The sequence below is a fragment of the Paeniglutamicibacter sp. NPDC012692 genome (assembly GCF_042901625.1).
Taxonomy (GTDB): domain Bacteria; phylum Actinomycetota; class Actinomycetes; order Actinomycetales; family Micrococcaceae; genus Paeniglutamicibacter.
Map to the genome: position 1 here is coordinate 737608 of NZ_JBIBDE010000001.1, position 24704 is coordinate 762311.

General features: G+C 66.0%; 21 protein-coding genes and 3 tRNA genes. 7 read left to right on the forward strand and 17 right to left on the reverse strand.

The window, feature by feature from the left end; translation table 11 throughout:
* Window positions 1–360 precede the first annotated feature (360 nt).
* The 12 genes from ACFY5D_RS03260 to ACFY5D_RS03315 all read right to left on the reverse strand — a co-directional run bounded on the left by ACFY5D_RS03260 (window position 361) and on the right by ACFY5D_RS03315 (window position 10485).
* Window positions 361–978 carry a DsbA family protein gene (locus ACFY5D_RS03260; RefSeq protein WP_387524968.1) on the reverse strand — a complete coding sequence of 206 codons (618 nt, stop codon included), beginning with the start codon at window positions 976–978 and terminating at the stop codon, window positions 361–363.
* A gap of 68 nt (window positions 979–1046) precedes the next feature.
* Window positions 1047–2339 carry an ATP-dependent Clp protease ATP-binding subunit ClpX gene (gene clpX / locus ACFY5D_RS03265; protein WP_387524971.1) on the reverse strand — a complete coding sequence of 431 codons (1293 nt, stop codon included), beginning with the start codon at window positions 2337–2339 and terminating at the stop codon, window positions 1047–1049.
* A gap of 157 nt (window positions 2340–2496) precedes the next feature.
* The gene (locus tag ACFY5D_RS03270) at window positions 2497–3156 is read right to left on the reverse strand and encodes an ATP-dependent Clp protease proteolytic subunit (RefSeq protein ID WP_387524974.1); all 660 of its coding nucleotides are present in this window, start codon (window positions 3154–3156) and stop codon (window positions 2497–2499) included.
* A 44-nt stretch (window positions 3157–3200) separates the two neighbouring features.
* Window positions 3201–3794 carry an ATP-dependent Clp protease proteolytic subunit gene (locus tag ACFY5D_RS03275; RefSeq protein WP_387527546.1) on the reverse strand — a complete coding sequence of 198 codons (594 nt, stop codon included), beginning with the start codon at window positions 3792–3794 and terminating at the stop codon, window positions 3201–3203.
* Between the two features lie 262 nt (window positions 3795–4056).
* A complete protein-coding gene (gene tig / locus ACFY5D_RS03280; RefSeq protein WP_387524976.1) occupies window positions 4057–5424 on the reverse strand; it encodes a trigger factor in 1368 nt (455 codons plus the stop codon).
* 85 nt (window positions 5425–5509) lie between these two features.
* Window positions 5510–5584 (reverse strand) — tRNA-Pro (locus ACFY5D_RS03285).
* 295 nt (window positions 5585–5879) lie between these two features.
* Window positions 5880–6578 carry a lysoplasmalogenase gene (locus tag ACFY5D_RS03290; RefSeq protein ID WP_387524979.1) on the reverse strand — a complete coding sequence of 233 codons (699 nt, stop codon included), beginning with the start codon at window positions 6576–6578 and terminating at the stop codon, window positions 5880–5882.
* Between the two features lie 101 nt (window positions 6579–6679).
* Window positions 6680–6753, reverse strand: a tRNA-Gly gene (locus ACFY5D_RS03295).
* Window positions 6754–6991: 238 nt separating this feature from the next.
* Complete coding sequence (locus ACFY5D_RS03300) at window positions 6992–7960, reverse strand: Fpg/Nei family DNA glycosylase (RefSeq protein WP_387524982.1); 969 nt, start codon at window positions 7958–7960, stop codon at window positions 6992–6994.
* Window positions 7961–7977: 17 nt separating this feature from the next.
* Complete coding sequence (locus tag ACFY5D_RS03305) at window positions 7978–8451, reverse strand: ribose-5-phosphate isomerase (RefSeq protein WP_387524985.1); 474 nt, start codon at window positions 8449–8451, stop codon at window positions 7978–7980.
* A gap of 66 nt (window positions 8452–8517) precedes the next feature.
* A complete protein-coding gene (locus ACFY5D_RS03310; protein WP_387524988.1) occupies window positions 8518–9558 on the reverse strand; it encodes a DUF1648 domain-containing protein in 1041 nt (346 codons plus the stop codon).
* Between the two features lie 132 nt (window positions 9559–9690).
* Window positions 9691–10485 (reverse strand): aspartate dehydrogenase domain-containing protein, encoded by a 795-nt coding sequence (locus tag ACFY5D_RS03315; protein ID WP_387524991.1) that lies wholly within the window; start codon window positions 10483–10485, stop codon window positions 9691–9693.
* Between the two features lie 189 nt (window positions 10486–10674).
* On the opposite strand from ACFY5D_RS03315, the gene pepN reads away from it, so the two are divergent.
* The 4 genes from pepN to ACFY5D_RS03335 all read left to right on the forward strand — a co-directional run bounded on the left by pepN (window position 10675) and on the right by ACFY5D_RS03335 (window position 15197).
* Window positions 10675–13218 (forward strand): aminopeptidase N, encoded by a 2544-nt coding sequence (gene pepN / locus ACFY5D_RS03320; protein ID WP_387524994.1) that lies wholly within the window; start codon window positions 10675–10677, stop codon window positions 13216–13218.
* A gap of 138 nt (window positions 13219–13356) precedes the next feature.
* Entirely contained in the window at window positions 13357–13830 is a 474-nt protein-coding gene (locus tag ACFY5D_RS03325) for an OsmC family protein (protein WP_387524997.1), read from the forward strand.
* 15 nt (window positions 13831–13845) lie between these two features.
* Window positions 13846–14535, forward strand: coding sequence for a DNA alkylation repair protein (locus ACFY5D_RS03330; RefSeq protein ID WP_387524999.1), 690 nt, complete (start codon window positions 13846–13848; stop codon window positions 14533–14535).
* Window positions 14536–14759: 224 nt separating this feature from the next.
* The gene (locus tag ACFY5D_RS03335; protein ID WP_387527549.1) at window positions 14760–15197 is read left to right on the forward strand and encodes a globin; all 438 of its coding nucleotides are present in this window, start codon (window positions 14760–14762) and stop codon (window positions 15195–15197) included.
* Window positions 15198–15216: 19 nt separating this feature from the next.
* On the opposite strand, the gene ACFY5D_RS03340 is transcribed toward ACFY5D_RS03335, so the two are convergent.
* Window positions 15217–15876: a hypothetical protein gene (locus ACFY5D_RS03340; protein ID WP_387525001.1), complete on the reverse strand. Its 660-nt coding sequence runs from the start codon at window positions 15874–15876 to the stop codon at window positions 15217–15219.
* 257 nt (window positions 15877–16133) lie between these two features.
* On the opposite strand from ACFY5D_RS03340, the gene ACFY5D_RS03345 reads away from it, so the two are divergent.
* The gene (locus ACFY5D_RS03345) at window positions 16134–17018 is read left to right on the forward strand and encodes an acyl-CoA thioesterase (protein ID WP_387525004.1); all 885 of its coding nucleotides are present in this window, start codon (window positions 16134–16136) and stop codon (window positions 17016–17018) included.
* An 88-nt stretch (window positions 17019–17106) separates the two neighbouring features.
* On the opposite strand, the gene ettA is transcribed toward ACFY5D_RS03345, so the two are convergent.
* Together ettA and ACFY5D_RS03355 are read right to left on the reverse strand one after the other, a co-directional pair.
* Window positions 17107–18789 (reverse strand): energy-dependent translational throttle protein EttA, encoded by a 1683-nt coding sequence (ettA, locus tag ACFY5D_RS03350; protein WP_387525007.1) that lies wholly within the window; start codon window positions 18787–18789, stop codon window positions 17107–17109.
* Window positions 18790–18914: 125 nt separating this feature from the next.
* Entirely contained in the window at window positions 18915–19421 is a 507-nt protein-coding gene (locus ACFY5D_RS03355; protein WP_387525010.1) for a single-stranded DNA-binding protein, read from the reverse strand.
* A gap of 261 nt (window positions 19422–19682) precedes the next feature.
* Between ACFY5D_RS03355 and ACFY5D_RS03360 the strand changes: the two genes are divergently transcribed.
* On the forward strand, window positions 19683–20528 hold the full coding sequence (locus ACFY5D_RS03360) for an aldo/keto reductase (protein ID WP_387525013.1): 846 nt from the start codon (window positions 19683–19685) through the stop codon (window positions 20526–20528).
* A gap of 25 nt (window positions 20529–20553) precedes the next feature.
* Here the strand turns inward: ACFY5D_RS03360 and ACFY5D_RS03365 are convergent, their stop codons facing one another.
* Both ACFY5D_RS03365 and ACFY5D_RS03370 read right to left on the reverse strand, forming a co-directional pair.
* A complete protein-coding gene (locus ACFY5D_RS03365) occupies window positions 20554–22944 on the reverse strand; it encodes an ATP-binding cassette domain-containing protein (RefSeq protein WP_387525016.1) in 2391 nt (796 codons plus the stop codon).
* Between the two features lie 153 nt (window positions 22945–23097).
* The gene (locus ACFY5D_RS03370; protein WP_387525019.1) at window positions 23098–24351 is read right to left on the reverse strand and encodes an MFS transporter; all 1254 of its coding nucleotides are present in this window, start codon (window positions 24349–24351) and stop codon (window positions 23098–23100) included.
* 194 nt (window positions 24352–24545) lie between these two features.
* On the opposite strand from ACFY5D_RS03370, the gene ACFY5D_RS03375 reads away from it, so the two are divergent.
* Window positions 24546–24621, forward strand: a tRNA-Arg gene (locus ACFY5D_RS03375).
* Window positions 24622–24704: the final 83 nt, after the last annotated feature.

A 24704-nucleotide genomic window follows, 5' to 3' on the forward strand; every position in this document is an offset into this window, starting at 1 on the left:
GGCGGAGATTCCCCGTTCCAGTCCACCTTGTGCCAGACAGAGGGGAAGCCCCTTCGGCCAACAAACTCAAATGTCGGAGGGGCTTCGACTCGGCAGGTCCTCTTTCAGCGATGATTCGAGAACCGGACGAAATCCTCGGTACGTAGGTCTTGTTGTATCGCTGCTACAACCGTGTTCGAAGAGATTCCACGACCACGTCTCTGCGTCTTTGGTTTTCGTTCAGCATCATTCCGGTAGTGATGCGTATATCTTTTATACGCACTTCCGCGGGTACGGGCAAGGGCCGGGGCGGAAGTTTGTGCTCCACCCCAGCCCTTGCCGGAAATTCCTAGATGTACTGCCTCTTGACGGCTTTTCCGCCTAGTTGACGCTGAATTCCGGCTTCTCGTTGCGGCTGCGCTTGAGCTCGAAGAAGTGCGGGTAGGCTGCCAGCGTCACCGTGGCGTCGAACATCGTTCCAGCTTCTTCGCCGGCCGGCACGCGGGTGATGACCGGGCCGAAGAACGCGGTGCCGTTCAGCGACATGATCGGGGTTCCGACGTCCTGGCCGACCTGCGAGATGCCCTTGTCGTGGCTGACGCGCAGTGCGTCGTCGAAGTCGGTGGTCGATGCGACCGCCGCGAGTTCCGCCGGGAGCCCCACGGTTTCAAGTGCGCGGGAAATGACCTCGTCGTAGTCGGTGACCTTTTCGTGGTGCAGCAGTTCGCCCATGGCCGTGTACAACTTGCCGATGACTTCCTCGCCGTGCTCCTCCGCGGCGGCGATGATCACGCGCACCGGACCCCATGCCTTGGCAAGGAGCTCCTGGTACTGTTCGCTCAGTCCTTCACGGCCGTCGTTGAGCACGGCAAGCGACATGACGTTCCATGCGACTTCAACGTCGCGGACCTTTTCGACTTCAAGCACCCAACGTGAGGTGGCCCAGGCGAACGGGCAGGCGGGATCGAACCAAAAATCGACACGGGTTTTTTCGGACAAGTGCTTTGCTCCTTTGTGGACTCGGATGGCCCGCCCAAATGCGCGCGGGCTTCAATCAGTGATGTAAATCAGGCCGACTTTTTGCCGCGCTTGGCGGCAAGCTGCTCGGAAATCAGGGTGGGTTCGGCGCCGTTGACAACGACATCGGCCGTGATGATGACCTCCGCGACGTCGTCGCGGCTGGGCATCTCGAACATGGTGGCGCTGAGGGTTTCCTCAAGTATCGCACGAAGGCCGCGGGCCCCGGTGGCACGGGCCAGGGCAAGGTCGGCGATTGCCTCAAGCGCGCCGGGCTCGAAGGATAGCTCGACTCCGTCCATCCTGAACATCTTCTGGTACTGCTTGATCAGGGCGTTCTTCGGTTCGCTGAGGATCTTGATCAACGCGTCGCGGTCGAGCTTTTCCACGGTCGTGATAACCGGCAGGCGGCCGATGAATTCGGGAATCAACCCGAACTTCAGCAGGTCCTCGGGCCGTACATCCGAATATGACGCTTCCTCGGACTTCAGCGCGGATAGAGGTGCCCCGAATCCGATTCCCTTGCGTCCGGCGCGCGAGGAAATGATCTCCTCGAGCCCGGCGAAGGCGCCAGCCACAATGAACAGCACATTGGTGGTGTCGAGTTGGATGAATTCCTGGTGCGGATGCTTGCGGCCACCCTGGGGCGGCACCGCGGCGACGGTCCCTTCCAGGATCTTCAAGAGCGCCTGCTGCACGCCCTCGCCCGATACGTCGCGGGTGATCGAGGGGTTTTCGCTCTTGCGGGAAATCTTGTCGATCTCGTCGATGTAGATGATGCCCTGTTCGGCCTTCTTCACATCGTAGTCGGCCGCCTGGATGAGCTTGAGGAGAATGTTCTCGACGTCTTCGCCCACATAGCCGGCCTCTGTCAACGCAGTGGCATCCGCTACCGCAAAGGGCACGTTGAGTCGGCGGGCCAGGGTCTGGGCCAGGTAGGTCTTGCCGCAACCGGTGGGACCGATGAGCAGGATGTTGGACTTCGCCACTTCGACTTCGTCCAGCGAGTTGGCATCGGACAGCGCGGAAACCGGCTTGGAGGCGGCCCCGCCCTGGATGCGCTTGTAGTGGTTGTAGACGGCGACGGCCAGCGAACGCTTGGCGCCTTCCTGTCCGATCACGTATTCCTGCAGCGAGTCGAAGATTTCCTTGGGCTTGGGAAGCTCGAAGGTGGTTCCCTCTTCGACCTCGGCAAGCTCTTCTTCGATGATTTCGTTGCAGAGTTCAATGCACTCGGTGCAGATGTAGACACCGTGCCCGGCAATTAGCTTGCGAACCTGCTTCTGGCTCTTCCCGCAGAAGGAACACTTGAGCAGATCAGACCCTTCACCCATGCGTGCCATAGTGTTGGTCCCCTTATCTGGTACCGGTAGAACCGGTCCGAGAGACCGGAAATGCTGAACTGTCTTAACTCTATGACAGAGGAGCGTCGGAATGGGCGAACGGGTGGTGTGTGGTGCGAATTTCACACACCACACACCACCCGTTGCCGACGCTACATTAGTGCGAAATAGCCTGTGGCTTGATCTTACGCGGGGTAAGAACCTCGTCGATCAGGCCGTACACTTTTGCTTCCTCTGCCGTCATGTAGAGGTCGCGTTCGATGTCGTTGCCGACCTCTTCCGCGGTCTTGTTGCTGTGTCCGGCAAGAGTCGTTTCCAACCAGGCACGCATGCGCATGACTTCTTCGGCCTGGATCTGCAGGTCGGACGCGGTGCCGCGTTCGCCGCCACCCATCGCCGGCTGGTGGATCAGGATGCGAGCGTTCGGAAGCGCCAGGCGCTTGCCCGGTGCACCGCCGGCGAGCAATACCGCGGCGGCGCTGGCTGCCTGGCCGAGGCATACGGTCTGGACCTCGGGGCGGATGAACTGCATCGTGTCGTAGATTGCGGTCATCGCGGTGAACGAGCCACCCGGCGAGTTGATGTACAGGGTGATGTCGCGTTCCGGGTCCATGGACTCGAGGACGAGCAGCTGGGCCATGACGTCGTCGGCCGAGGCGTCGTCGACCTGTGCACCAAGGAAGATGATGCGGTCTTCGAAGAGCTTCGCGTAAGGATCCTGGCGTTTGAACCCGTAGGGGGTGCGCTCCTCGAACTGAGGAAGGATGTAGCGTGCCGAGGGCATTTCGCCGGAGGTGGCGTGCGGGGTGAAATTCATCGTTTCTCCTGGGAAATCAGTTGGGTCTGCTGGATTCCGTCGCGTTACTTCGCGACCCCGCCGCCACCGGAGACGATGCCGGAGGACTGGGCGATGTGGTCAAAGAAGCCGTATTCGAGGCCCTCGGTGGCCGTGAACCACTTGTCGCGCTCGTTGTCCTTGAGGATGGTTTCAACGGTCTGGCCGGTCTGCGCGGCCGTCAGCTCGCTCATGACCTTCTTCATGTGAAGGATCAGTTCCGCCTGGATGCGGATGTCCGAGGCCGTGCCACCGATGCCGCCGGAAGGCTGGTGCATCAGGATGCGGGCGTTCGGGGTGGCGTAACGCTTGCCCGGCGTGCCCGAGGAAAGCAGGAACTGTCCCATGGAAGCGGCAAGGCCGGTTGCCACGGTCACCACGTCGTTCGGGATGTACTGAATGGTGTCGTAGATCGCCATGCCCGCGGTGATGGATCCACCCGGGGAGTTGATGTACAGGTAAATGTCCTTCTCCGGGTCCTCCGCGGAGAGCAGGAGCAACTGCGAGCAAATGGCGTTCGCGTTGTCGTCTCGGACTTCCGAGCCGAGCCAGATGATCCGCTCCTTGAGGAGTCGATTGTAGATGTAGTCCTCACGTGCGGCCGGGTCAACCGAAGCCATAGTGGGAGTGCGGGAGTCACTGGACATGTTCTGATACCTCTCCGTGATGCCGTGGCCCGATGTTCTGTCCGTCGGGCCACTGGCTCTTTACTTCTTTGAACATTACTGCCTTGGCAAGCCACTTTGGGAGCTCAACCGCAGCTGTTCGCTGTGGGCGCATGGTCCGCGCCCGGCCCATCGCCGAGGGCTTAAAGAACGATCGCGGGGCCACCAATGGTGACCCCGCGATCGGGAAAAACTTACCGCTTGGGCGGTGCAGGAGTTACTCTGCGGATGCTGCCGAAGCCGAGGAGGCGGAGGAAGCGGACGATGCCGAGGACGCGGAGTCCTCTTCACCTTCGGCGCTGACGAACGAGCTCAGGTCAACGACCTTGCCGTTGGAGTCGGTGACGACTGCCAGTTCCAGGACCTTGGCAAGTGCCTTGCGGCGGCGAACTTCGCCAACCAGCATCGGAACCTGGCCGGCGCCGTCGAGCATCTGGGCGAACTGGTTCGGATCCATGCCGTACTGGCCTGCGGTCTGAACGATGTAGTCGATCAGTTCGGACTGGGCAACGCCAATCTTCTCTGCTTCGGCAACGGCGTCAAGGACGATCTCGTTCTTGAAGGCCTTCTCGGTGTTCTCGCGAACCTCGGTGCGGTGCTCTTCGGTGTCGTGCTCTTCACCTTCGTTGTGCGCACCCTGTTCGAAGTGCTGCTCAACCTGCTCGGTGATGACGGATGCCGGAACCGGAACCTCAACGAGGGCCAGCAGCTTCTCGAGAACGAGGTCGCGGGCGGCAACGCCCTGCTCCATGACCTTGGACTCGGCTGCGTCCTTGGCGAGGGATTCGCGCAATTCGGCCATGGTGTCGAATTCGGAAGCCAGCTGTGCGAAGTCGTCGTTGGCCTCGGGAAGCTCGCGCTCCTTGACGGCGGTAACGGTGACCTTGACCTGTGCGTCGGCACCTGCGTGCTCGCCGCCGGCCAACTTGGTTTCGAAGGTTGCATCCTCGCCTGCGGACAGGCCGGTGACTGCCTCGTCCATGCCCTCAAGCATGGTGCCGGAGCCGACCTGGTAAGACAGGCCTGTTGCGGAGTCGATTTCTTCGCCGTCAACGCTGGCAACCAGGTCAAGGGTGATGAAGTCGTTCTCGGCGGCCGGGCGCTCGACGGACTTCAGCGTGCCGAAGCGGCCGCGCAGGTCCTCAAGTGCCTTTTCGATGTCTTCGTCGCCGGCCTCGAGGGCGTCAACGGTAACTTCGAGACCCTTGTATTCCGGCAGTTCGATGGTCGGACGGATGTCGATCTCGACCTGGAAGGCGAGCTGGCCTTCGCCGGCTACCTCTGCGGACGGGGTTTCGGTGATCTCAACCTCGGGACGCGACAGCGGAACGATCTCGTTCTCGGTGACGGCCTTCTGGTAGAAAGCGTTCATGCCCTCGTTGATAGCGGTCTCCAGGACATAGCCACGGCCGACGCGCTGATCAATCATGCGGGACGGAACCTTGCCGGCACGGAAGCCGGGAACCTGGATCTGCTTGGCGATGGTCTTGTACGCCTCGTCAATGCTTGGCTTCAGTTCCTCGTATGGAACTTCAACGGTGAGCTTGACCCGAGTAGGGTTGAGGTTTTCGACGGCGCTCTTCACAGCGTTGTACTCCTGGTGTGTGATGTTTGGTCTAACTGGACTTCAACCCCGCAACGGAAACCGTTGCGGGGTCGAAGGTACAGAGTCGGGGTGACAGGATTCGAACCTGCGACCTCACGCTCCCAAAGCGCGCGCTCTAGCCAAGCTGAGCTACACCCCGATTAGTGCAGAAACAGTCTATGCAGATACTGCTTGTTTCTACTAATCGGCCCGTCAACCAGAAGTTTGGATTTCGTTGACGGCGCGGAATAAACATACTAGGAGTTGGCCGAAAACCCAATTCGAGGGGTCGAGGCGCGGATTCTCGGGGTTTTTGAGGCCAAAACCCTCGTTCTGCGGTCCAAAAACACGTTCCTCCGCTACTTTTGACGCTCAAAACGGCGATTTTTGTCGACTTTATACAGTTTTTGTGACGAGGATTACTGCGTTTAGTGCGATTTGGATCCGTATGCGCACTACTCCCCCGCTGACGCGCGATATCCGGACGCGGCGGACCGTTCCCACAACTTCTGCGCAACGCCGTAGACGATAAGCCCCTGGCCAATCGTGTAGGTGCCCATGATGACCAGATCGATCTGCCAAAAATGGAAGTCGGGCACGAAGAGGTCGAGGGACAAGACCGAATCGGAGATCACGAACAGTGCGGAGCCAAGGGCGGTTGCGCGGTTGCCGCTGCTGCCGAGGATTGCCATCGTCAGGATCAGCAGCGCATAGGTGGCGACAGCCGGTGCCATCACGCCAGCGTGGGGCAGCACAATGGACAGGACCAAGACCACCAGGGGCAAGTAGAACAGCGCCCACTTTCTGGCATTGCGCGGGCGGAGGCCCATCCCCCACGCAAAGAGCACGATGTAGGAGAGGTGCGCAACGGCAAAGGCGCCCAATCCGCGCAAGAATTCATCGCCACCAAGATCCGAGTTGTCCCCCAGGCTCGATCCGAGCAGCGCCACGGTCCCAAGCGCGACCGGCAGCCAATTGCCTCGCGGCGCGGAAAGCAGGAACGCCACCAGCAATGCGAGCATCAACCAGGTCTTCGTCCAGTCCGCCACCGCGACCACGCCGGTGGCTTGCCCGTAGAGGTGAACGAGGGTCAAAATCGCAAATGGCACATAGGACCAGCGAGGCACCCGGTCCGTGCCTGTCAGTGTGAGCATGGACAAACCTTACGCCAACAAGTATTGGCTTGGGCCGAAAAGGGAAACCCTCGGAAAACAAAAAAGCGGCTTGGTTTCCGTGGAAACCAAGCCGCTCGCAGTGGAGGGGATGACGGGAATCGAACCCGCGTAATCAGTTTGGAAGACTGAGGCTTTACCATTAAGCTACATCCCCGTGTTGTTTCACCTTGTCGGTGGCAACGGATAAAACCTTAGCACCACATTTCCGAAGTGTGCAAATCGGCGCTTCCGAACGTCTCGATCCTTGTCACTGCGCAAGTACGCACCAACACCCAGGCGACACGAATCCCGCGAACCCGGCCCCGGAATCGCCGGACGTCCGGAAACGGGTCCCGCACCGGCCCGCACGCAGCCGCAGCCCGATTCCCGCCAGGGATCTCCGACGGGTGAACCTAACGCGTGGCGCGCTTGCGGGCCTTGGGCTGGCAGTCGGGGCACCAGTAGAGTTTGCGGCCGGCCACTTCCACCAGCGCGATGCCCGCATCGCAGAGCCTGCATTGCTGGTGCTGTCGTTGGTAGGTGTAGTACGCGTTGTCCGGCCAGAGAGGGCCCGCGGCACCGCGGTGTTCGGCACGGGTCGTGATGATCTTTCCGTCGCGGACGCCGTCCTCCATGATGGAAACGATGTCCTCCCAGAGCGCCGCGGCCCGGGGCTTGGACAGCTCGTTGCACGGCATGAACGGGTCGATGTTGCAGCGGAAGAGGGCCTCGGCGCGGTAGATGTTCCCGACCCCGGCCAGCACGGCCTGGTCCATCAGCGCGGTGCCGATCGGCGTCTTCTTCTTGGCCAGGCGGGCTATGAAGTCCTGCCTGGCGGCCCGGGCGTCGGCAGCGGTTTCCGCGTGCGAACCGCGCCCCTTGGCCAGGTTGAATTCGCCGGCCGCGGCGACGAGCGGGTCGGGGCCGAGCTTGGCGCGGACCGTCGCCGCCTGCTGCTCGGTGAGCACCTCGCAGGCGGTGGGGCCGCGCAAGTCCGCCCAACCGTGTGCGGAGACCAGCCGGGCGCGGACCTGGCCGACGGGTTCCGGCGGGCCGTCGTAGGGCCCCTGGTCCCCGGCGGAGGCCTGCTCGGATTCGCCCACCCGGCGCGGGGCGCCGATGGAGGAGGCGCCGGAGAAGTGCTCGTCCCCGCCGAAGCTCCAGGCCCCGTAGAGGCCCAGGTGCACGCGCAGGACCAGGTCGTTCCCGAAACCCAGGAACAGCTGCTTGCCGTGGGCGTGCGACGAGACCAGTTGCTGCCCGTCGATCAGCTTCGCCGCGGGCGCGAAACGGCCCTGCGGCGAGGACACGGCAAGGACCTGCCCGCCAAAGACGTCGTCAAATTGGCGGGCAAGTCGGTGTACCGAGTGGCCTTCGGGCATGGTGCGTGCGGCCCTGGCTAGGCCACGACCTCACCGGTGGTCTCGTAGGTGGCGATCTTGCCGATGCGGCGGATGTGGCGCTCGACGTTGGAGAACGGCTCGTTCAGGAACGCCTCAATGATGCCGGTGGCCTCCTCCAGCGAGTGCTGGCGGCCACCCACGGCAACGACGTTGGCGTTGTTGTGCTCGCGGGCCAGGCGCGCGGTGTCCAGGTTCCAGGCCAGCGCGGCGCGGATGCCAACGACCTTGTTGGCGGCGATCTGCTCGCCATTGCCCGATCCGCCCAGCACGATGCCCAGCGAGTCGAGGCCCTCGGCCTGGTCGGCGACGACGGCCAGGGCCGCGTTGATGCAGAACGAGGGGTAGTCGTCCTCGGCGTCGTAGGCGGTCGGACCGTGATCGACCATCTCGTAGCCCTTGGCCGTGAGGTGCTCGATAAGGTGGGCGCTGAGCTCGAGGCCGGCGTGGTCGGTGGCGATGTGAACGCGCATGTGAAATGTCCTTAGACGCTTGTGGGGAAAGTTCGGATCCAGCTTATCTTCACCGGCGGGGCGCCGCTAAGTTCGTGACCCGGCATCCGGGCGGCCGGGCGCAAGCTGGTTGAGCAGGCGCGCCATCGCGGTCGCGTCGTCCATGGTGGCCACCGAGTAGATCCGGGCTCCCCCGCGTTTGCGCTCCACGACCACTCCGGGGCCCTTCCCGACGATGAAGGCGACACCCGCGCCACTGACGCGCAGGCCCCAGCCGCCGAATTCGGCCGGGGTGATTTCACGTCCCTCCGCCCGGTGGATGTCCGCCGGGCGGACGTGCAGAAGCTTGACGATGCCGCCGCCGTAGACGCGGATGCCGTCGTCGTCGGCCACGACCCTGCCGGCCAGGCAAACCACGCCGGCCAGCACCACGATGGCGAACACCGGTGCCACCAGCCAGAGGTCTGCCGCGTTCTCTGCGGAAACGTAGACGGCCAGCACCAGCATTCCGACCAGCAGCGCCGCCAACACCGCCGTCACCCACGTGGGGCTCCTCACCGCGGATGCGAGCGTGGTTCCCGAAACCATGGGCATGCCCGCGGCCGGGCCGGAAGCCGGGCCAACCGCCGCAGCCGCCTCACCGGAAGTCTCGGCGGCCGGCAGGGACTTGCGCACGAGTCGGGCGGAGACGATTCCCCACAGGATCGCCAGCGCCAGTCCCGCGGCAAGCACCGGCATGTTCATCCTGCTGCCGAGCGCCTCCGCGGCGTCGAGCTGTCCGGCCAGGCCGGCGAGGAACATGGCACAGATGCCCACGAGCAGGCCGTTGCCCAGGCCGGCCAGCAGCGGCTCCCCGCCGCGCATGCCCCGGCTTCGTCCTGGTCCCGAGGCCAGGGACATGACGACGCCGAGCAACACGATGGTGAAGGCGCCCAGGATCAGGTGCATCCAGATGCTGCCCGTGCCGTCGGCGACACCGTTGAAGCCCCAGTGCGTGGCGACGGGCCGCGGCAGCCGGTTCCACCAGAGCGCGGTCGAGAGCACGTGGATCAGCAGCGCCGTCCCCATGGTGACCAGCGACAGGATCCAGAGTCGTGAAATGCGTGGTGCGTGTGTCGTTCCGGGCATGGCTTGTGCGGTCCCCCTAGGAATTTTGTGAAACAAGACTGCGTCCGAGCCTATCCAGAACGCTGTCGGGGTTTCACCTTTGACCCGTGCGGTGGTTCGTGCGGGGCTTTTATTGGACGTGGTGCGGGCACGCTAGATGAAGTGCGGGCCGACGCCGGCCAGGCGCAGCAGGCCCGAGGCCATCGCGCGGGCGGTGAGCGCGCTGGTGGCGGGGTTGTCCGGGTCGGGGGCGTTCTCGATCACCAAGTCGTGGCTGCCGCCGTTGCCGCGGATCCGGATCCCGTGGCGGGTCCGCGTCGCCGCGGGGTCGGCGGTGATGGTGACGTGAACGCGGGAGAAGTCGCCCGCGGCCAGGGCCAGTGCCGCGGCGACATTGATGTTCGCGGGGAACAGCTCCACGGCCCGCTCCACGCTTCCGCTGAAAGCGGTGCACGGCTCCCCCGCGCTTCCCGCGGCGGCGATCCGGGAACGCAGGGAATCGGGAAGCCCCGAATGAAGCAGCGCCGCGGGCGGCTTGCGGGTGTCCAGCTCGATGGCGTCGATGGTTCCGGCGGAGGCGCGGATCAGGTCGAGTCCCCCGATGGCACCGGTGGTCAGGTACGCGCGGCCCGGTCCCCGTTCCAGGAGGAGTCCACGCAGGCGTTCATCGACCAGCGCGCCGAGCGAGGCGATGATCTCCGGGCCGAGCTCGCGCACCGCCGCCGGTGAGGCGCACTCGGCGATGACGTCGGCGCGTTCGAGCGCGGTCGCCAGATCGAGCACCGGCAGCGACACGCTGGCGTCGTCGCCCGCTGCACTTTCCATGGCCTTCGGAGCGCGGCCATCGAGCACCCCGATGACGGCAATCCTGTCCGGATGCCGCGCCAGCATCCCGTGCAGCGACCGCCCGATCGCGCCGTAACCCAGCAGCACCACATTCAATCCCATGTCACCAATCCAACCAGTGTTTCGTCCAAAGGTCGGTTCACACTTGCGGCGCGGTGGGGTGGTGGTGAGAGAATGGACACAATGTTCAGGGCTTGCTTCACACCTGCGGTCTTGGTGCGTGCGCCCGCCGAACACCCCAGTCGAACACCCCATGCCGCATATCCCGATCGAAAGGCGCCTGAGCCGACCATGCCAGGATTGAACCTCACCCGCGAAGAAGCACAGACCCGCGCGGAACTCATCACCGTCGACTCCTACGAGGTCGCCCTGGACCTCACCGGGTCGGACACCGTCTTCGGCTCCCGCACCACCGTGCGCTTCGGCGCCGTGCCGGGCTCCAGCACCTTCATCGACGCCGTGACCGCGACCGTGCGCTCCGTGAACCTCAACGGCGTCGAGCTCGACCCGGCCGAGGTCTCCGACGGCGTGCGCATCGCGCTGCCGGACCTTGCCGCCGAAAACGTGCTGGTCATCGACGCCGACGCGCTGTACATGAACACCGGCGAGGGCCTGCACCGCTTCGTGGACCCCGTCGATGCGGAGGTGTACCTCTACTCGCAGTTCGAGGTCCCCGACTCCCGCCGCATGTTCGCCGTCTTCGAGCAGCCGGACCTCAAGGCCACCTTCGCCTTCACCGTCACCGCGCCGGACCACTGGGACGTCATCTCCAACGCGACCACCCCCGTTCCCGTGGCCGCGCACGAGGGCGCCAAGACCTGGGCCTTCGCCCCGACCGCGCGCATCTCCTCCTACATCACCGCGCTCATCGCCGGCCCGTACCGCTCCGTGCGCTCGGAACTGACCAGCAGCGACGGCCGCACCATCCCGCTGGGCGTCTTCGCCCGCGCCTCGCTCATGGAGCACCTGGACGCGGAGAACATCTTCACGCTCACCCGCCAGGGCTTCGAGTTCTTCGAGGAGCAGTTCGGCACCCCGTACCCGTTCGAGAAGTACGACCAGCTCTTCGTGCCGGAGTTCAACGCCGGCGCCATGGAAAACGCGGGCGCCGTGACGTTCCTCGAGTCCTATGTCTTCCGCTCCCGCCCGACCGACGCGATGGTGGAACGCCGCGCCGTGACCGTGCTGCACGAGCTGGCGCACATGTGGTTCGGAGACCTGGTGACCATGCGCTGGTGGAACGACCTGTGGCTCAACGAGTCGTTCGCCGAGTTCATGTCCACGCTGGCCGCGGCGCAGAACACCGAGTTCACCCAGTCCTGGACCACGTTCAACATCATGGAGAAGACCTGGGCCTACCGCCAGGACCAGCTGCCCTCCACGCACCCGATCGTCGCCGAGATCAAGGACCTCGAGGACGTTCAGGTGAACTTCGACGGCATCACCTACGCCAAGGGCGCCTCCGTGCTGCGCCAGCTGGTTGCCTGGGTCGGCCAGGAGCAGTTCATGGCCGGGGTGCGCAGCTACTTCGCCAAGCACGCCTGGTCCAACACCGAGCTGCCGGACCTGATGCGCGAGCTCGAGGACTCCTCCGGCCGCGACCTGGCCAAGTGGTCCGAGCTGTGGCTGGAGACCGCTGGCGTGAACACGCTGCGCGCGCAGATCGCCACCGACGCCGACGGCACCATCACCGGGTTCGAGATCGCCCAGAGCGCCGTCGCCGACTACCCGACGATCCGCCCGCACCGCCTGGCCGTCGGCTTCTACGACTTCGACGAGGCCGGCAAGCTGGTGCGCGTGCACCGCGAGGAACTCGACGTCGCCGGCGATTCCACCACGGTCGAGGCGGTCATCGGGCTCAAGCGCCCGGCGCTGGTTTTGGTCAACGACGACGACCTGGCGTACGCCAAGATCCGCCTGGACGAGCTCTCGCTGGCCACCGCCACGAACCACCTGAAGGACTTCGGGTCCTCGCTGCCGCGCACGCTGGTCTGGGGAGCCGCCTGGGACGCCGCGCGCGACGCCGAGACCCCGGCACGCGCCTATGTCGAGCTGGTGCTCAACAACATCGGCCACGAGTCCGATTCCTCGGTGGTCATGGTGCTGCTGCGCCAGCTGAACACCGCCCTCGACTTCTACGTCGACCGCGCCGTCGCCGCCGAGGCCGGCACCCGCGCCGCGGACCGCCTCTGGGCCCTGGCCAACGAGGCTGCTGCCGGATCGGACTCGCAGCTGCAGTTCACCAAGGCCTTCGCCCTGCGCGCCAACTCGGCGGAGCAGCTGGATTCCGTCGCGGCCCTGCTGGACGGCGGGCTGGTGCTCGAGGGACTGCAGGTCGACACCGACCTGCGCTGGGAGCTGCTGTCCTCGCTGGCCGCCGGCGGCCGCGTGGGCGTGGAGGAGATCGACGACGAGCTGGCCCGCGACAACACCGCAAACGGCAAGCTTGCCGCGCAGACGGCCAAGGCCGCCATCCCGACGGCCGAGGCGAAGGCCGCGGCATGGCAGGGCATCCTTGGGGGGGAACTGTCCAACCTGGAGCAGCGCGCCGCGATCACCGGCTTCAACCGCGTGCACGACGCCGCGCTGATCGCCGGCTACGCGAAGGACTACTTCGAGGCCGCCCGCACCGTGTGGGACACCAAGAGCTACGAGATCGCCCAGCAGATCATCGTCGGCCTCTACCCGGCCGCGCAGACCAGCCAGGGAACCCTGGACGCGACCGACGCGTTCCTGGGCACCCTCGACGAGGGTTCGCGGGCGCTGCGCCGCCTGGTCCTCGAGGCCCGCGACGGCGTGGTCCGCGCCCTCGCGGCCCAGGCCGCCGACAAGTAACCACGTAGCACGCAGCGGACGGGGGCCGTGCGGAAACGCACGGCCCCCGTCTGCGTCCGCGCACGTCGGCACCGCCCGTTCCCACCCCGAGCTGTCACGAATTGCGCGGACCTCCCGAACGTGCAAGAGAATGGAAGCATGAACCTGGCACTGCACAACTACTCCGTCTCCATCCACTGGACAGGCAACCGCGGCGAGGGCACCGCCAGCTACCGCGGCTACGGCCGCGACCACGTGGTGTCGGCCGCCGGGCTGCCGGACCTTCCGGGCACCGCCGACCCGACCTTCCACGGCGACCGCGACCGCTGGAACCCGGAGCAGCTGCTGCTCGCCGCGCTCAGCCAGTGCCACATGCTTTCCTACCTGCACGTCGCGGTGAAGAACGGCGTGGTTGTCACCGGGTACGACGACGCCGCCACGGGCACCCTGCGGCTGAACCGCGACGGCAGCGGCGAGTTCCTCGAGGCCACGCTGCACCCACAGGTGGCCCTGGCCGACGAATCCCAGCGCGAGCTTGCCGACTCGCTGCACCACGAGGCGAACTCGGTGTGCTTCATCGCCCGCAGCGTCAACTTCCCCGTGCACCACTCACCGGTCAACCCCGGGGCCTGAGCCGTGCCCGGCGCGGTGCCAGATAGCGTGGACGGCGCCGTCGAACTGCTCACGCAGCGGCTGATCCCGCACATCGAGGAGGGCCGGGCGGCGGGCCAGCAGGCCTACATGAAAACCCAACAGCCGTTCCTCGGCGTGCGGGTCCCGCAGGTCCGCGCCGTCGCCAAGGAGTTCGCACTCGAGTTCGGCCTGGACAGCGCCGGGGCCAGGCTGCAAGCCGCCACCGAACTGTGGGAAAACGCCACGCACCGCGAACACTGGTACGCGGCCGCGGAGCTCTGCGCGCACCGCAGCTGCCGGGGCCTGCCGGAATTCCTGCCGCTGTACGAGCGCATGATCCTCGAGGGCGCCTGGTGGGACATCGTCGACGGCTGCTCCCGCCGCTACGGGGAAACGCTGCTGGCCCACCCCGGGATCGTCGGGCCGATGCTTCGGGACTGGGCGACCGACGAGTTCATGTGGAAGCGGCGCATGGCCATGATTGCGCAGCTGCACCTGGGCAAGAAGACCGACACCGGCCTGCTCGACTACGCGCTGGCCTGCAACCTGGCCGACCCGGAGTTCTTCATCCGCAAGGCCCTGGGCTGGTCGCTGCGCCAGTACGCCAAGACCGACCCGGACTGGGTGCGCACGTGGGTCGATGCACACCAAGGCCGCATGAGCGGCCTCTCGCTGCGCGAGGCCATGAAGCACCTGGGCGGCTGAATCTCCCCCGCCCGCCCACGCCCTGCGCGAAAGCCTGCACCGGCACGCCCGCCGACCGGGGATAATTGAAGAATCGACGCCGGGGAGAACCGGCAGCTGAAAGGACCCGTGCCACCGTGAACGACATCCAGCCGGAAGCAATCCAAACCCCCAAGCCGGTGCTGCTGCCCAGCAGCACCCGCTTCGGCGAGCCCGTGGGACAGTTGCGCCCGGTCGGCGCCTCGCTGAGCAACGCGCTTCCGGAGGGCAAGCTCTCCCCCAACGACGACCACGACCCGGCCGCCTACGAGGGCACGTTCTACGCCCAGGTCGGCGGGCGCGAAACCTTCGCGAAGCTGGCCGAGAAGTTCTACGAGTCCGTCGCCGCGGACGAGGAATTCCGTTCCATGTACCCGGAGGAGGACCTGCGCCCGGCAGCGATGCGCCTGCAGCTGTTCCTCGAGCAGTACTGGGGCGGGCCCAAGACCTACGGCGAACGCCGCGGCCACCCGCGCCTGCGCATGCGCCACCACCCGTACACGATCAACTCGCACAACCGCGACGTATGGCTCAAGCACATGCGCTACGCGCTCGATTCGCTGCAGCTTCCGCCGCTGCAGGAGGAAACCCTCTGGGACTACTTCGACCGCGCCGCCCACTCGCTGGTGAACGCCGCGGACTAGCAGCCGGCAAACGGCGGACTTAGCCCAGCACGCCGCCCTGGCGGGCCAGCACGTGCCCGCCGGAGCTGCTCAGGCGCAGCCAGCCTCCGGAGCCGAAGAGCACGGAGGTTGCGCCGGGGCGCAGGAAGCCCAGGGTCTGCGCGCCGAAGGCCATGCCCAACGGCATCTGGACAGGAACATCGCTCATCGGCGTCGCCCAGATGCGTGAACGCACGGTCGCCAGCACCGGCTTGCCCGCGTTTTCCGGCAGTGCCTGCGCCACGGCGCCCATGCCCTCGGCGGCGCGCGCCAGCAGCACGTCGTCCTCCAGCTCCGCCAGCCGCTCCCAACCGCCACGCGGCACCTGCCGCCCGGCCCAGGGCGCGCCGACCTCCGCCGGGGGCATCACCAGTTCCAGGGACTTGCCCTCCATGCGCGCCAGCCGGTCGGTCATCGCGGAGATCGGGTACACGCCCTCGGCGCTGGCAGGACCGCCCAGCGCCACGGCGCGCATGCCCAGGATCGTCGGCACCGCATCGCCCAGGTTCTCGGGGAAGAGCACCGGCACGTAGAACGCAAGCACGTTGCCCGCAGCCTGCGCCCGCACCGCCCCGTCGTCGATCGAGCGCGCGCGGGCAAGGAAGGTGCCGAGGTCCGCGACGGTTTCCTGGTCTGTCAGTACAACTGTTTCACTGGCCATTCCTCCATACTTCCATGTCGTCTCGGGAAGCCGCCCCGCGGGGACGCGTGGGAATGTTCACTTTTCGTAGCATTCGGCTGCGAAGCCCGATCGGCGGGCCGCGCGGCCTCGATCGCGCTCGCCCCACGCGGATCCGACATCTGCCCGCCGCGCGGGACAAACCGCGCCTTCGGCAAGTATTTACTGCGACGGTTAAGAATCCGCGGCCCGGGGGCGATAGTGTCTAACCAGATCACTTTTTGCGCAAGGGAGCCCGCGTGAGCACGCAGAACACCAATACCGATACCCTGCTGGAGCTTTTGTCCCTCAAGGGAGGCAGCGAAGCCCGCACCGACGAGGACATCTTCGTCGGCCACACCCCGCCGCAGGCCCGCGACCGGGTCTTCGGCGGCCAGGTGCTGGGCCAGTCCGTCATGGCCGCGTACCGGACCCTGGAGGGGGACCGCCCGATCCACTCGATGCACGGGTACTTCCTGCGCGCCGGGGACGCCCGGCTTCCCATCACCTTCGGCGTGGAGCGCCTGCGCGACGGGCGCTCGTTCTCCGCGCGCCGCGTGCACGCCTACCAGAACGGCGTGCCGATCCTCTCGATGATCGCCTCCTTCCAGGAGCACTCCGAGGGCCTCGACCACCAGGACACCATGCCGGAGGGCATGCCGGATCCGGAGTCGCTGCCGACCACCGCCGACCTGATCGGCGAGATCGACCACCCGGTGGCCCAGGAGTTCGCGTTCAACCGGCCCTTCGACATCCGCTACGTCGGCGAACCGCTGTACTTCCAGCAGCCCACCGACCGCCGCGCCGTGAACGCCGTCTGGATGAAGACCACCGCCGCGATGCCCGACGACGACGCGCTGCACCGCGCGGCGCTTGCCTACGCGAGCGACTACACGCTGCTGGAGCCGATCCTCCGCCGCCACGGGCTGACCTGGATCACCCGCGGCATGTCCGTCGCGAGCCTGGACCACGCCATGTGGTGGCACCGCCCGTTCCGCGTCGACGAGTGGCTGCTCTACGTGCAGGAATCCCCCAGCGCCTCGGGCGCCCGCGGCCTGGGCACCGGCCGCATCTTCAACCGCGCCGGCCAGCTGGTCGCGTCCGTCGCCCAGGAAGGCATGCTCCGCCTGCCGAGCCACGACTGACACCCGCACGGCACGACGCATCCCGAAGAACGACAAAGGCCCGGCCCGCTGGAAAATCCAGCGGGCCGGGCCTTTGTTCCGACCGGTATTAGTCGCGGGTCAGGCGGCGGTGGGTGACGCGGTGCGGCTTTGCAGCCTCCGGGCCCATGCGCTCGATCTTGTTTGCCTCGTAGGATTCGAAGTTGCCCTCGTACCAGTACCAGTTCGCCGGATCCTCATCGGTGCCCTCGTAGGACAGGATGTGGGTGGCAACCCGGTCGAGGAACCAACGGTCGTGCGATACGACCACGGCGCAACCCGGGAATTCGAGCAGCGCGTTTTCCAGCGACGACAGGGTCTCGACGTCGAGGTCGTTGGTGGGCTCATCGAGAAGCAGCAAGTTGCCGCCCTGCTTGAGGGTCAGCGCCAGGTTCAGGCGGTTGCGCTCACCACCGGAGAGCACACCTGCCTTCTTCTGCTGGTCCGGGCCCTTGAAGCCGAAGGCCGAAACGTAGGCGCGCGAAGGAACCTCGACCTGGCCGACGTGCATGTAGTCGAGTCCGTCGGAAACAACTTCCCAGAGGGACTTGTTCGGGTCGATGCCGCCACGGTTCTGGTCGACGTAGGAGATCTTGACGGTCTCGCCGACCTGCAGCTCGCCGCCATCGAGCGGCTCCATGCCGACGATGGTCTTGAACAGGGTCGACTTGCCGACGCCGTTGGGGCCGATGACCCCGACGATGCCGTTGCGCGGCAGCGAGAAGGACAGGTTGTCGATCAACACGCGGTCGTCGAAGCCCTTCTTGAGGTTCTTGGCCTCAATGACCACCGAACCCAGACGCGGGCCTGCGGGGATCTGGATTTCCTCGAAGTCCAGCTTGCGGGTGCGCTCGGCCTCCGAAGCCATCTCCTCGTAGCGGGCAAGGCGGGCCTTCGACTTGACCTGACGGCCCTTGGCGTTGGAGCGAACCCATTCGAGTTCCTCGGCCAGGCGCTTGGCCAGCTTGGCGTCCTTCTTGCCCTGCACCTCGAGGCGCTCGCGCTTCTTCTCCAGGTAGGTGGAGTAGTTGCCCTCGTAGGGGATCAAGCGTCCACGGTCGACCTCGGCGATCCACTGGGCCACGTGGTCCAGGAAGTACCGGTCGTGGGTCACGGCAAGGACTGCACCGTGGTAGGCCTGCAGGTGCTGTTCCAGCCACTGGACCGACTCGGCGTCCAAGTGGTTGGTGGGCTCATCGAGGAGCAACAGGTCCGGCTTCTGCAGCAGCAGCTTGCACAATGCCACACGGCGGCGCTCACCACCGGAGAGGTGGGTCACCGGGGAATCTCCCGGCGGGCACTGCAGGGCATCCATTGCCTGCTCGAGCTGGGAATCGATGTCCCACGCGTCGGCGGAATCGATTGCCTCCTGCAGGTGGCCCATTTCTTCGAGCAGTGCGTCGAAGTCGGCACCGTCCTGTGCCATCTCCTCGGAGATCTGGTTGTAGCGGGTGATCTTTTCGTAGATCTCGCCGACGCCTTCCTGGACGTTGCCCAGGACCGTCTTTTCTTCGTTCAGCGGCGGCTCCTGCAAAAGGATGCCGACGCTGTATCCGTCGCTGAGGCGCGCCTCACCGTTGGAGGGCGTATCAAGCCCTGCCATGATCTTAAGGATCGTCGATTTGCCCGCACCGTTCGGTCCAACCACGCCAATTTTTGCGCCTGGGTAGAACGACATGCTGACATTGTCGAGAATGACTTTGTCGCCAACGGCCTTGCGAGCCTTGGTCATCGTGTAAATGAATTCCGCCATGCCCTCAAGGCTAGTGCCTGTTGCAGTCTTACTCACAATTTCCGCCGGTGAGTTTCGGCAGGTTATCCATGTTCTTGGGCACAGTGGCGGCCAAGTGCCCACATGCGGGACTTGGCCGCCCGCCCTCATGCGGCGTTGGTGTCGGCTTCACCGTTGGGCTCGGCATCGCTTTCGGGCCACCCCTTGACCGGAAAATCCTCGTCTGCCTCCCCCGCGGCCGCGTGCGGGTGGCGTCCGCGGGCACCCCCGCCGCGTCCGTCCTCGCCATCCTGCCTGCGCACCCGTTCGAAGGTGCTGACCCCGAAACGCAGGTCGTGCCCGAGCGAAAGCGCCTCGACGTCCGCACTGAATCCGCGGGTTCCATCGGCACGGTCGAACTCCCGCAGCTGGACCTTTCCGTAGACGACGACGTGGTCGCCCATGTGGATGCTGGCCAGCATGTTCGACGCCATCGCCCTGAAGCAGGAGACGGTGAACCAGTTGCTGTGGACATCGACCCATTGGCCGGACTCGGGGTCCTGGCGCCGCTCGTTGCTCACCAGTCGGAACTTGGCGATGGACGCGCCGCTGGCGCCGTTGCTGATGCGCGGTTCGGTGCCCACCACACCGCGAATCGTCAGGTGGTCGGTCATGGTGCCCTCCGGGGATCTGAGGCGGCAAGGCTCTCTTGCCGCGTCTGCCCAGTGTGGGTGGTTCCGGCGGGCCCGTCGGGCGGAACCGGACGGGATGTGGACAACCCTGGTGCCAGGGGCCGCGGGAACGGTCCCGCAGAAGCGGCCCGCCGCGCACCCAACCCCACGTCAGTCGATCTTTCGGAAGGCGTTCGGGCGGATGCATTCGCGGATGAACGGCACCCCCTACCGGTGGGCGACAAAGTGCCATAGCATGGCCAAATGCCAGACAACCACGCATCGGTCCCCCTTCGAGAACTCAACAACGGGGCTTTCATGCCCTCGATCGGCCTGGGCACCTGGCCGCTCGACGACGCCCAGGCAGGAGCCGCCGTGGTGCACGGCCTGGAGGCCGGATACAGGCTCATCGACACCGCCGAGAACTACAACAACGAGACGGGAATCGGCGAGGGCATCGGCAGCACACAGGTGCCGCGCGAGGAACTGTTCATCACCTCGAAGTTCAACGTGAAGTGGCATTCGGTGGACGGGGTCCGCGACGCCTGGGAACACAGTTGCACGCGGCTGGGCGTCGAGTACCTTGACCTGTTCCTCATCCACTGGCCGAACCCCGCCGAGGGCCGCTACGTCGAGGCCTGGGAGGGCCTGGTCAAGCTGCTGAAGGCCGGCCGGGTACGCGCCATCGGCACCTCCAACTTCACCACCGGGCAGCTGCAGGAACTGGTCCGAGCCACCGGCGTGGTGCCGGACGTGAACCAGATCCAGCACTCGCCGTACTGGATCGACGACGAGCGCCTGGCGTTCCACGCCGGGCACGGCATCGTCACCGAGGCGTGGGGGCCGCTGGGCCGCGGAAAGCACAACCTGCTACAGGCCGAGCCCGTGGTGGCGGCCGCGCACGCGCACAAGGTAACCCCGGCGCAGGCGGTGCTGCGCTGGCACGTGCAGCGCGGCGTGGTCCCCATCCCCAAGAGCGCCGACCCCGAGCGCATGGCCCAGAACCTCGACGTGTTCTCGTTCGACCTGACCGAGGAACAGGTCCTGGCGATCGATGCGCTGGACGGGACCGCCGGCGCGCCCGTTTCCCCGATGGAGTTCGGGCACTAGATGCGCCGGGGGCCTTTCCGGGTGGTTAGGCCCCGACGTAGGCGGCCAGGTGCTGCCCGGTCAGCGTCGAGCGGTCGGCGACCAGCTGCGCCGGGGTGCCCTGGAAGACGATGCTGCCGCCGTCGTGGCCGGCCCCCGGGCCCAGGTCGATGATCCAGTCGGCGTGCGCCATGACGGCCTGGTGGTGTTCGATCACGATGACCGACTTGCCGGAGTCCACGAGCTTGTCCAGCAGGCCCATGAGCTGCTGCACGTCGGCCAGGTGCAGGCCCGTGGTCGGCTCGTCGAGCACGTAGATGCCGCCGGACTCCCCCATGTGGATGGCCAGCTTCAGGCGCTGGCGTTCGCCGCCGGAGAGCGTGGTCAGCGGCTGCCCGATGCTCAGGTAGCCGAGGCCGACGTCGAGCATGCGGGAGAGAATCTTGTGCGCGGCGGGGATGCGCGACTCGCCGGCGGCGAAGAACGCCTCGGCCTCCGCCACGGACATGGCCAACACCTCGGAGATGTCCTTGCCGCCGAGCTTGTACTCGAGCACCAGGGAGTCGAAGCGCTTGCCCTCGCATTCCTCGCACGGGTTGGCGACGCCGGCCATCATGCCCAGATCGGTGTAGATGACCCCGGCGCCGTTGCAGGTGGGGCAGGCGCCCTCGGAGTTCGCGGAGAACAGGGCGGGCTTCACGCCGTTGGCCTTCGCGAACGCCTTGCGGATCGGCTCGAGCATGCCGGTGTAGGTGGCGGGGTTGGAGCGCCGGGAGCCCTTGATCGCGCCCTGGTCGATGGTCACCACGTCGTCCCGCCCCGAGACCGAGCCGCGGATCAGCGAGCTCTTGCCGGAACCCGCCACGCCGGTGAGCACCGTGAGCACGCCCAGGGGCACGTCGACGTCGACGTTCTTGAGGTTGTTCATGTCCGCGCCGCGGATTTCCAGCTTGCCCGACGGCTTGCGGGCGGTGTCCTTGAGCCTGGCGCGGTCGTCGAGGTGCCGCCCGGTGAGGGTGTCGGACGCACGCAGGCCCTCCACGGTGCCCTCGAACATCACCTCGCCGCCCAGCGAGCCGGCGCGCGGGCCCAGGTCGACCACGTGGTCGGCGATGGCGATGGCCTCGGGCTTGTGCTCGACCACCAGCACGGTGTTGCCCTTGTCGCGCAGCTGGAGCAGCAGTTCGTTCATGCGCGCGATGTCGTGCGGGTGCAGCCCGACCGTCGGCTCGTCGAAGACGTAGGTCACGTCGGTGAGCGAGGAGCCCAGGTGGCGGATCATCTTGGTGCGCTGCGCCTCGCCGCCGGAGAGCGTGCCTGAGGGGCGTTCCAGGGACAGGTAGCCAAGGCCGATGTCGACGAAGGAGTCCAGGGTCTCCCCCAGCGCCTCGAGCAGCGGGGCGACGGCCGGCTCGTCCAGGGACCGCACCCACACGGCCAGGTCGCTGATCTGCATGGAGCAGGCGTCGGCGATGGACACCCCGTCGATCCTCGAGTTGCGGGCGTGCTCGGCCAGGCGGGTGCCGCCGCATTCGGGGCAGGCGGTGAAGGTGACGGCGCGTTCCACGAACGCGCGGATGTGCGGCTGCATGGCGTCGACGTCCTTGGCCAGGAACGACTTCCGCATCTTCGGGATCAGGCCCTCGTAGGTGAGGTTGATGCCCTCGACCTTGATCTTGGTCGGTTCGCGGTAGAGCAGGTCCTCTAGCTCCTGCTTGGTGAACTTGCCGAGCTTCTTGTCCATGTCGAAGTAGCCGGACCCTGCGAAGATGCGGCCGTACCAGCCGTCCATGGAGTAGCCGGGGACCGTGAGCGCGCCCTCGGAGAGGGACTTCCCGGCGTCGAAGAGCGCCGTGAGGTCGAAGTCGGTGACCGATCCGCGACCCTCGCAGTTGGGGCACATGCCGCCGGTGATGGAGAAGCTGCGGCGTTCCTTGACCTTCTTGCCGCCCTTTTCCAGGGTGACGGCGCCGGCCCCGGAGACCGAGGGGACGTTGAAGGAATAGGCCTGCGGCGAGCCGATGTGCGGGGTGGCCAGTCGGGAAAAGACGATGCGCAGCATGGCGTTGGCGTCGGTGACGGTGCCGACGGTGGAGCGCGGGTTGGCGCCCATGCGCTCCTGGTCCACAAGGATCGCGGTGGTCAGGCCCTCGAGCACGTCGACGTCGGGGCGGGCCAGCGTCGGCATGAAGCCCTGCACGAACGCGCTGTAGGTCTCGTTGATCATGCGCTGGGACTCGGCGGCGATCGTGCCGAACACCAGCGAGCTCTTGCCCGAGCCGGACACGCCGGTGAACACCGTGAGCCGGCGCTTGGGGATCTCCAGGCTGATGTCCTTGAGGTTGTTGACGCGTGCGCCCCGCACCCGGATGAGGTCGTGGCTGTCGGCCAGGTGCGCCGTTGCCTGCTGCGTGTCGCTGTCGGTGGACGTGCTCATCGTCTCTCCATCGTGTTGCGTGGTTGGTGTCGGCCGGTTCGATCCTACGCGCGTCGGCCGACGGTTTCGGTGTCCAGTCTAGGAGCGGAACGCGCGCGGCGACTTCTCAAGAACTGCCCGTTTTGGTGGTCCGCCTGTTGGCCGGCCTACCGGTCAGTCGACCCGCTGCGCCATGGCCCGTGCCGCACGCTCCGGGTTGGTGGCCCGCGGGGTGATCAGCAGGGTCGCGAAGAGGATCACGGCCACCAGGATGAAAGCGTTGAGCACCCCGAAATGCTCCCCGAGGAATCCGAGCACGGGCGGGCCGATCAGCATCGAGGAGTAGCCGAAGATCGCCACGATGCCCACACGGCGCGGCCCGTCGGTGGGGTGTGCCGCGGCCACGGACATGCCGACGGGGAAGCCGAGGGACCCGCCGATGCCCCAGAGCAGCGCCCCGGTGAACACGGCCCAGGGTGCCGGGGCAAGGATGAACAGTGCGATTCCCGCCAGGCCCAGGATGCCCATGGAGACCAGGGCGCGCTTGTGCCCGAAGCGGTCGATCAACGGCCCGCCGAAGAACCGTCCGGCGGTCATGGCCGTGACAAAGGCGCCGAAGACCAGCGCGCCGGCCGCCTCGGTGAACTGGTGGTCGTCGACCGAGGCGATGGCGAGCCAGTCGTTGGCCGATCCCTCGGCGAACGCCAGGCCGGCGACCATGAGCCCGATCAGCATCAGGTGTCCGTCGCGGAACACCCCGAACACGCGCCGGATCCACGGCAGTTCCGCGGCGTCCGAGTCCGCGCGCTTTTCCGCCGCCGGTTCCAGTGCCGTCACGTTGCGCACGAAGAACAGGCCGAGCACGATGATCAGCAGTCCGACGCCGGCGAAGTTCCACAGGATGCCGACGTTCGCCCGTGCCGTCGCCGCGCCGCTGACGGCCCCGACGATGGTTCCCAGGCTGAAGAAGGCATGCATCATGGGCAGGAGCGTCTTGCCGATGGCCCGTTCGACCGCCGCCCCGTCGACGTTCATCATCACGTCGGTGGCGCTGAAGACGAAGCCGTAGAAGACCAGGATCAGGACGGCGGCAGGCACGTTGCTCGTGAGGTCCACCACCGCACCCAGGGCCGTCAGCGCCAGCCCCAGGCACACCAGGCCCGTGGCGATCCCGCGCCGCACGCCCATGCGGGCCAGGATGTTGGGCGCGAACGCCAGGCCGCCGATCGAACCGATGGCAACGGCAAAGAGCAGGATTCCGACATCGGCGGTGGACAGCGAGAGTTCCACGCGGACCGCCGGCAACCGGGCCACCCAGCTGGCAAACGCGTACCCGCACAGGAAGAAGATCCCGAAGATTGAATTACGCCATGCGGAGTGGCTCTTCGTGATGAGCGCTGTGTCAGTGGCGGCTTGCTGCTTGGGCAACGGGGACCTTCCGGATAATGATGGGAGAAATGGGGGATTGCAGGCGCTCGCACCGTTGCGTTTGCGACTTAATTGCCTTTCATCATACTGCCGGATTAACCTCAGGCCGAGGCCCGGTTGCCGTTTCGGAGGACAGCGCCCTTATGTGACGAAATATGAGCTCAGTGGTTCATTGGGCTATGATTCTTGTGCCTGCCTCCGTAGCTCAGTGGATAGAGCAACAGCCTTCTAATCTGTCGGTCGCGCGTTCGAATCGCGCCGGGGGCACCAAATCAAAGCGGCACCCACCAGCATTTCCGGTGGGTGCCGCTTTTTCATGGGCCAGGTCGCCTTTTCGCACTGACTTACACGAT